Here is a 6,546-nt window from a genome sequence, read left to right as displayed (position 1 = left end):
ATCCCACCACAGGAGCATGGCTCTGTATCACTTAAAAGAAGGCTGGCAGATGAGCCATACGTTACTGCTGATAAAGGCAGGCAACCCTCAGATCATGGTTACTTAACCGCCGAAGAACATTCAGAAGTGCAAACCGGCAAACCAGAAAAGAGGAAAAAAACAACCAGCCAGTAAGTAGTTAACCAACATTCCAGCAAAATGAACTTCTGAAAAGAACCACAGTCTGCATTTTATATTTCCATGAATTAATGAAATATAATTATGGATAGAAGCTATGCTGGTATCAGTGGTCCATACACAAGATCAGGCAATGATTACCACCAACCGGATGACCAAGCCACTTCTTCACGGCGTGGACGATATAGGTATGCCACAGTCAGGCAATGGGATAACCCCTCCCGCACTGCCCCGGCGCGAAATGAATTTTACCATTCTTCTTTCACACGCTCTTATCAACATCTACAGTACCGTTCAGTAAACCCTGCTCAAGATTTCAATACCCTCACCAGACAGGAAATAATGGATGGCCTGCTGAGTAAATCTTATCGTTTCGGTGATCGCTATGATGGGAGAAATCACGGTCAATATGCCAGTTCAATTAAAAAATACACGTCAACTGCTAAAAGATCGTTAAATCGAGCTGAACAAAGCCAGCTGATGCGTTTGCTGCAAAATTTCACAGCAACGCGGAGCTGGAATTGGCGAAGCCTGACGACAACACTGCACTCATTTACTTCAGCGGGTGTTTTTACCCCTCATAATCCCTTGGATGAGCGTGTCAGACTTACTCAGGCTGCCTTACTGTCAACACTACTTGATGCAATCATATTCAAGTGCAACCAAAAACCTGAAGCCAGCTATGTTGGTGCCCAGGAAATCGCCAACCTGCTGTGGGCTATGGCGAAACTGGTAGACAGCGGGCAGGAGCGAACACCAGGGCTCAACGCGGCTGTGGCCGCACTGTTGCCCCACATGAAAGCACAGCAAGACCCATTTATTCCTCAGCATATTGCCAACCTGCTGTGGGCCATGGCGAAACTGGTGGACAATGGGCAGGAGCGAACACCAGAGCTCAATGAGGCCGTGGCCGGGCTATTGCCCCTCGTGAACGCACAGAAAACTCACTTTAAACCACAGGAAATCGCCAGCCTGCTGTGGGCCATGGCGAAACTGGTGGACAACGGGCAGGAACAGACACCAGCGTTCAACGAGGCCGTGGCCGCGTTGTTGTCCCGGGTAAACGTACATAAAGACCGATTTAATGCACAGGGTATTACTAACCTGCTGTGGGCCATGGCGAAATTGGTGGACAACGGCCAGCAGCGGATACCAGGGCTCAGCGAGGCCGTGGCCGCGCTGCTGCCCTGCGTGAATGCACAAAGAGACCAATTTATTCCTCAGCATTTCGCCAACCTGCTGTGGGCCATGGCGAAACTGGTGGACAACGGGCAGGAGCGGACACCAGAGATCAGAGAGACCGTGGCCACGCTGTTGCCCCACGTGAACGCACAGAAAGACCAATTTAATGCTCAGGGTATCGCCATCCTGCTTTGGGCCATGGCGAAACTGGTGGATAGCGGGCAGAAGCGGACACCAGCGCTCAACGAGGCCGTGGCCGCACTGTTGCCCCACGTGAACGCACAGAAAGACCAATTTATTCCTCAGCATATCGCCAACCTGCTGTGGGCCATGGCAAAACTGGTGGACAACGGCCAGGAGCGGACACCAGAGCTCAACGAGGCTGTGGCCGCGCTGTTTCCCCACGTGAACGCACAGAAAGACCAATTTATTCCTCAGCATATCGCCAACCTGCTGTGGGCCATGGCGAAACTGGTGGACAACGGGCAGGAGCAGACACCAGGGCTCAAACAGGCCGTGGCCGCAATGTTGCACCACGTGAGTACACAGAAAGCTAACTTTAAACCACAGGAAATCACCAACCTGCTGTGGGCCATGGCGAAACTGGTGAACAACGGGCAGGAGCGGACACTGCTGCTGAAAGAAGCCGTGGCCGTGCTGTTGCCACAAGTGAACCCAGAGAAAGCCTATTTTAAACCACAGGAAATCGCCAGCCTGCTGTGGGCCATGGCGAAACTGCTGGACAACGGGGAGGATAGGATACCAGAGCTTAAAGAGGCCGTGGCCGCGCTGTTGCCACACGTGAACGCACAGAAAGATAACTTTAAACCACAGGGTATCGCCAACCTGCTGTGGGCCATGGCGAAACTGGTGGATAGCGGGCAAGAGCGGACACCAGAGTTTAACGAGGCCGTGGCCGCGCTGTTGCACCACGTGAACACACAGAAAGCTAACTTTAAACCACAGGAAATCGCCAATCTGCTGTGGGCCACGGCGAAACTGGGTGAGTTCGTTGAGCTGAAGGTGGTGACCTCTATGTTCGAATCGCTTGTTTACCGAATCAGTGAAAACCCTCAGCTCTCACATCAAGACATATTGATGTCTCTCTGGGGAGTAATGGTTTGCTGTGCCAGATTGTCTCTAAACTCCAATAACAATAACTGGCTTGAAAAGCACATGGATGACCTGTTTACTCGCCTGAAAAATACATTCCCAGACAATCCAGACAATAATGAAGAGGAACAATACGTTATTGCCATGGCCGCAAGTTGGCTTGGGAGATCATGCCCGCTCGTCCCCCATTACCAGACAATCATGTCAAAACCTCAATCCGACTTCCGCGATCAACTCCAATCATGCTTTCCCTCTTTGCAGATTGAAGAAGAAAAAAGTCTGAACTCACTGCCTCCGGTTGACCTGCTACTGCCAGATCACAACCTGGTGATTGAAGTTCAGGGTCCCTCTCATTACGTGGGTGGTGATTTCACCACCAGGAATGGTTCGACTCTGCTGAAAATCGCACTGTTGCAAAAAGCAGGATTTGAGGTCATTGAAATTCCGGTTAACAGGCTCTTGAGTCAGGATTTAATGAAGCCATACATTGATCAAATAAAGACCAGGATAAGCTTACCGCCACCGGGGCATGGCTCTGTATCACTTAAAAGAAGGTGGGCAGAGGAAGCATACGTTACGGCTGATAAAGGCGGGCAAACCTCAGATCACGGTTACTTGACTGCCGAAGAACATTCAGAGGAGCAAACCGGCAAACCAGCAAAGAGGAAGAAAACAACCAGCCAGTAATTGCCTTCCTCCTATCATGACTCAAGATCCGTTTTCACATGCCGGGAAGGAATGTCAGTGTTGAACACCTGTTGCCCCGGATGATTGGAAAATAACGGGTTGATGGCATCAGGAGTAAATGTGCTTCCCCAACCGTTTACGTTTATAGACATTTCAGCGAAATGAACTTTTGAACAAAACAGCAGTCTGTTTTTTATATTTTCATGAATTAAAGAAATATAAAAATGGATAGAAACTCTGCTGGTATCAGCGGTCAATACACAAGATCAAATAATGATTACAACCGACCGGATGACCATGCCGCTTCTTCAAGGCGTGTGCAATATAGATATGGCACAGTCGAACAGTGGGATAATCCCCTCCGTACTACCCCGGGGCGCAACGAATTGTACCACTCTTCTGACGCATGCTCTTCTCAAAATCTAATGTTCCGCTCAGTGAACTCTGCTCAAGATTTCAATACCCTGACCAGACAGGAAATAATGGATGGTCTGGTGAGTAAATCTTATCGTTTCGGTGATCGCTATGATGGGAGACATCACGGTCAATATGCCAGTTCAATTAAAAAATACACGTCAGCGTCTAAAAGACCATTAAATCGAGCCGAACAAAGTCAGCTGATACGTTTACTGCAAAATTTTTCCGTAACACGGAGCTGGAATTGGCGAAGCCTGACGACAACACTTCATTCATTGACTTCAGCGGGTGTTTTTACCCCTCATAACCCCATGGATGAGCGTGTAAAGCTTACTCAAGCTAACTTATTGTCAACGCTACTTGATGCAATAATATTTAACTGCAACCAAAAACCTGAAGCCAGGGATATTGATGCCCGGGGAATAGCTAACCTGCTGTGGGCCATGGCAAAACTGGTGGACAACGGGCAGGAGCGGACACCAGTGTTCAACGAGGCCGTCGCTACGCTGTTACCCCACGTAAATGGACAGAAAGCTAACTTTAAACCACAGGGAATCACCAACCTGCTGTGGGCCATGGCGAAACTGGTTGACAACGGGAAAAAACGGACTCCAGAGCTCAACGAGGCCGTGGCTGCGCTGTTGCCCCACGTGCACGAACAGAAAGACCAACTTAATGCCCAGGGAATCACCAACCTGTTATGGGCCATGGCGAAACTGGTGGACAACGGGCAGAAGCGAACACCAGGGCTCAACGGGGCCGTGGCCGTGCTGTTGCCCCTCGTGAACGCACAGAAAAACCAATTTATACCTCAGCATATCGCCAACCTGCTGTGGGCCATGGCGAAACTGGTGGGCAACGGCCAGGAGCGTACACCAGAGCTCAACCTGGCTGTGGCCGCGTTGTTGCCCCTCGTGCACGAACAGAAAGACCAACTTAATGCCCAGGGAATCACCAACCTGTTATGGGCCATGGCGAAACTGGTGGACAACGGGCAGGAGCGAACACCAGGGCTCAACGGGGCCGTGGCCGTGCTGTTGCCCCTCGTGAACGCACAGAAAAACCAATTTACTCCTCAGCATATCGCCAACCTGCTGTGGGCCATGGCGAAACTGCTGGACAACGGACAGGAGCCGACATCAGGGCTCGAAGAGGCCTTGGCCGTGCTATTGCCCCACGTGAACGCGCAGAAAGACCAATTTGATGCCCAGGGTATCGCCAACCTGCTTTGGGCCATAGCGAAACTGGTGGACAACAGGCAGCACCGGACACCAGGGCTCAAAGAGGCCGTGGCCGCGCTGTTGCCCCTCGTGAACGCTCAGAAAGACTCATTTATTCCTCAGCATATTAGCAACCTGCTGTGGGCCATGGCGAAACTGGTCGGCAGCGGGCAGGAGCGGACACCGGAGTTCAACGGGGCTGTGGTCGCTCTGCTAGCCCACGTGAACGCACAGAAAGCTAATTTTAACCCACAGGAAATCGCCAACCTGCTGTGGGCCATGGCAAAACTGGTGGACAACGGGCAGGAGCCGACACCAGAGCTCAAAGAAGCCGTGGCTGCGCTGTTGCCCCATGTGAACGCACAGAAGGACCAATTTGATGCCCAGGGTATCGCCAACCTGCTGTGGGCCATGGCGAAACTGGTGGACAACGGGCACGAGCAGACACCAGAACTCAACGAGACCGTGGCCGCACTGTTGCCCCATGTGAACGCACAGAAAGACCAATTTAATCCTCAACATATTGCCAACCTGCTGTGGGCCATGGCGAAACTGGTGAACAACGGGCAGGAGAGGACACCACTCACAGAGGCCGTGGCCACGCTGTTGCCCCATGTAAACGCACAGAAAGCCAACTTTAAACCACAGGAAACCGCCAACCTGCTGTGGGCCATGGCGAAACTGGTGGACAACGGACAGAAGTGGTCACCAGGGCTCAACGATGCCGTGGCCGCGCTGTTGCCCCACGTGAACGCACAGAAAGCTAACTTTAAACCACAGGGTATTGCCAACCTGCTGTGGGCCATGGCGAAACTGTTGGACCACGGGCAGGAGCAGACACCAGAGCTCAAAGAGGCCCTGGCCACGCTGTTGCCCCTCGTGAACGCACAGAAAGGCCAATTTAATGCCCAGGCTATTGCCAACCTGCTGTGGGCCATGGCGAAACTGGGTGAGCTCGTTGAGTTGAACGTGGTTACATCCACGTTCGAGTCGCTGGTCTACCGAATCAGTGAAAACCCTCAGCTCTCTCAGAAAGCCATATTGATGTCTCTCTGGGGAATAATGGTCTGCTGTGCCAGGCTGTCTCTGGTCTCCACTGCCAATAAAAATCACATGCTTGAAAAGCACATGGATGACCTGTTTAACCGTCTGGAAAATACATTCCTGCACAATGAAGAGGGTCAACGCACCATTGCCCAGGCCGCCAGTTGGCTTGGCAGAGCGTGTCCGGTCGTCCCCCATTACCACACAAATATTTCAAACACCCAGGTCGACTTCCGTGATCAACTCAAATCTTCTATTCCATCTTTGAGGATTGAAGAAGAAAAGAGTCTGAACTCACTGCCTCCGGTTGACCTGCTACTGCCAGATCACAACATGGTGATTGAAGTTCAGGGACCGTTTCATTACGTGGGTGGTGATTTCAACACCAGGAATGGTTCGACTCTGCTGAAAATCGCACTGTTGCAAAAAGCAGGATTTGAGGTCATTGAAATTCCGGTTACCATGCTTTGGAATCAGGATTTAATGAAACCATACATTGATCAAATAAAGACCAGGACAGGCATCCCGCCACAGGAGCATGGCTCTGTATCACTTAAAAGAAGGTGGGCAGATGAAGCATACGTTACGGCTGATAAAGGCGGGCAACCCTCAGATCACGGTTACTTGACTGCCGAAGAACATTCAGAGGAGCAAACCGGCAAACCAGCAAAGAGGAAGAAAACAAACAACCAGTAATTGCCTTCCT

2 protein-coding genes are annotated in these 6,546 nt (G+C 51.2%); both read left to right on the top strand.

The window, feature by feature from the left end:
• The first annotated feature begins 261 nt into the window (after positions 1–261).
• Entirely contained in the window at positions 262–3,159 is a 2,898-nt protein-coding gene (locus ACO6V1_RS21865) for a DUF1601 domain-containing protein (protein ID WP_422468541.1), read from the top strand.
• 224 nt (positions 3,160–3,383) lie between these two features.
• Positions 3,384–6,536, top strand: a complete 3,153-nt coding sequence (locus ACO6V1_RS21860; protein ID WP_422468539.1) for a DUF1601 domain-containing protein — start codon at positions 3,384–3,386, stop codon at positions 6,534–6,536.
• The last annotated feature ends 10 nt before the right edge of the window (positions 6,537–6,546 follow it).

It is taken from the genome of Endozoicomonas sp. ALC013, from assembly GCF_049310205.1.
In the GTDB taxonomy this organism is placed as follows: domain Bacteria; phylum Pseudomonadota; class Gammaproteobacteria; order Pseudomonadales; family Endozoicomonadaceae; genus Endozoicomonas.
Note: the sequence above shows the minus strand (reverse complement) of the source record. Positions and strands in the feature narration are given on the sequence as shown.

Coding starts and splice junctions, on each gene's coding strand:
- ACO6V1_RS21865 (WP_422468541.1), top strand. CDS start 262: ATGGATAGAAGCTATGCTGGTATCAGTGGTCCATACACAAGATCAGGC.
- ACO6V1_RS21860 (WP_422468539.1), top strand. CDS start 3,384: ATGGATAGAAACTCTGCTGGTATCAGCGGTCAATACACAAGATCAAAT.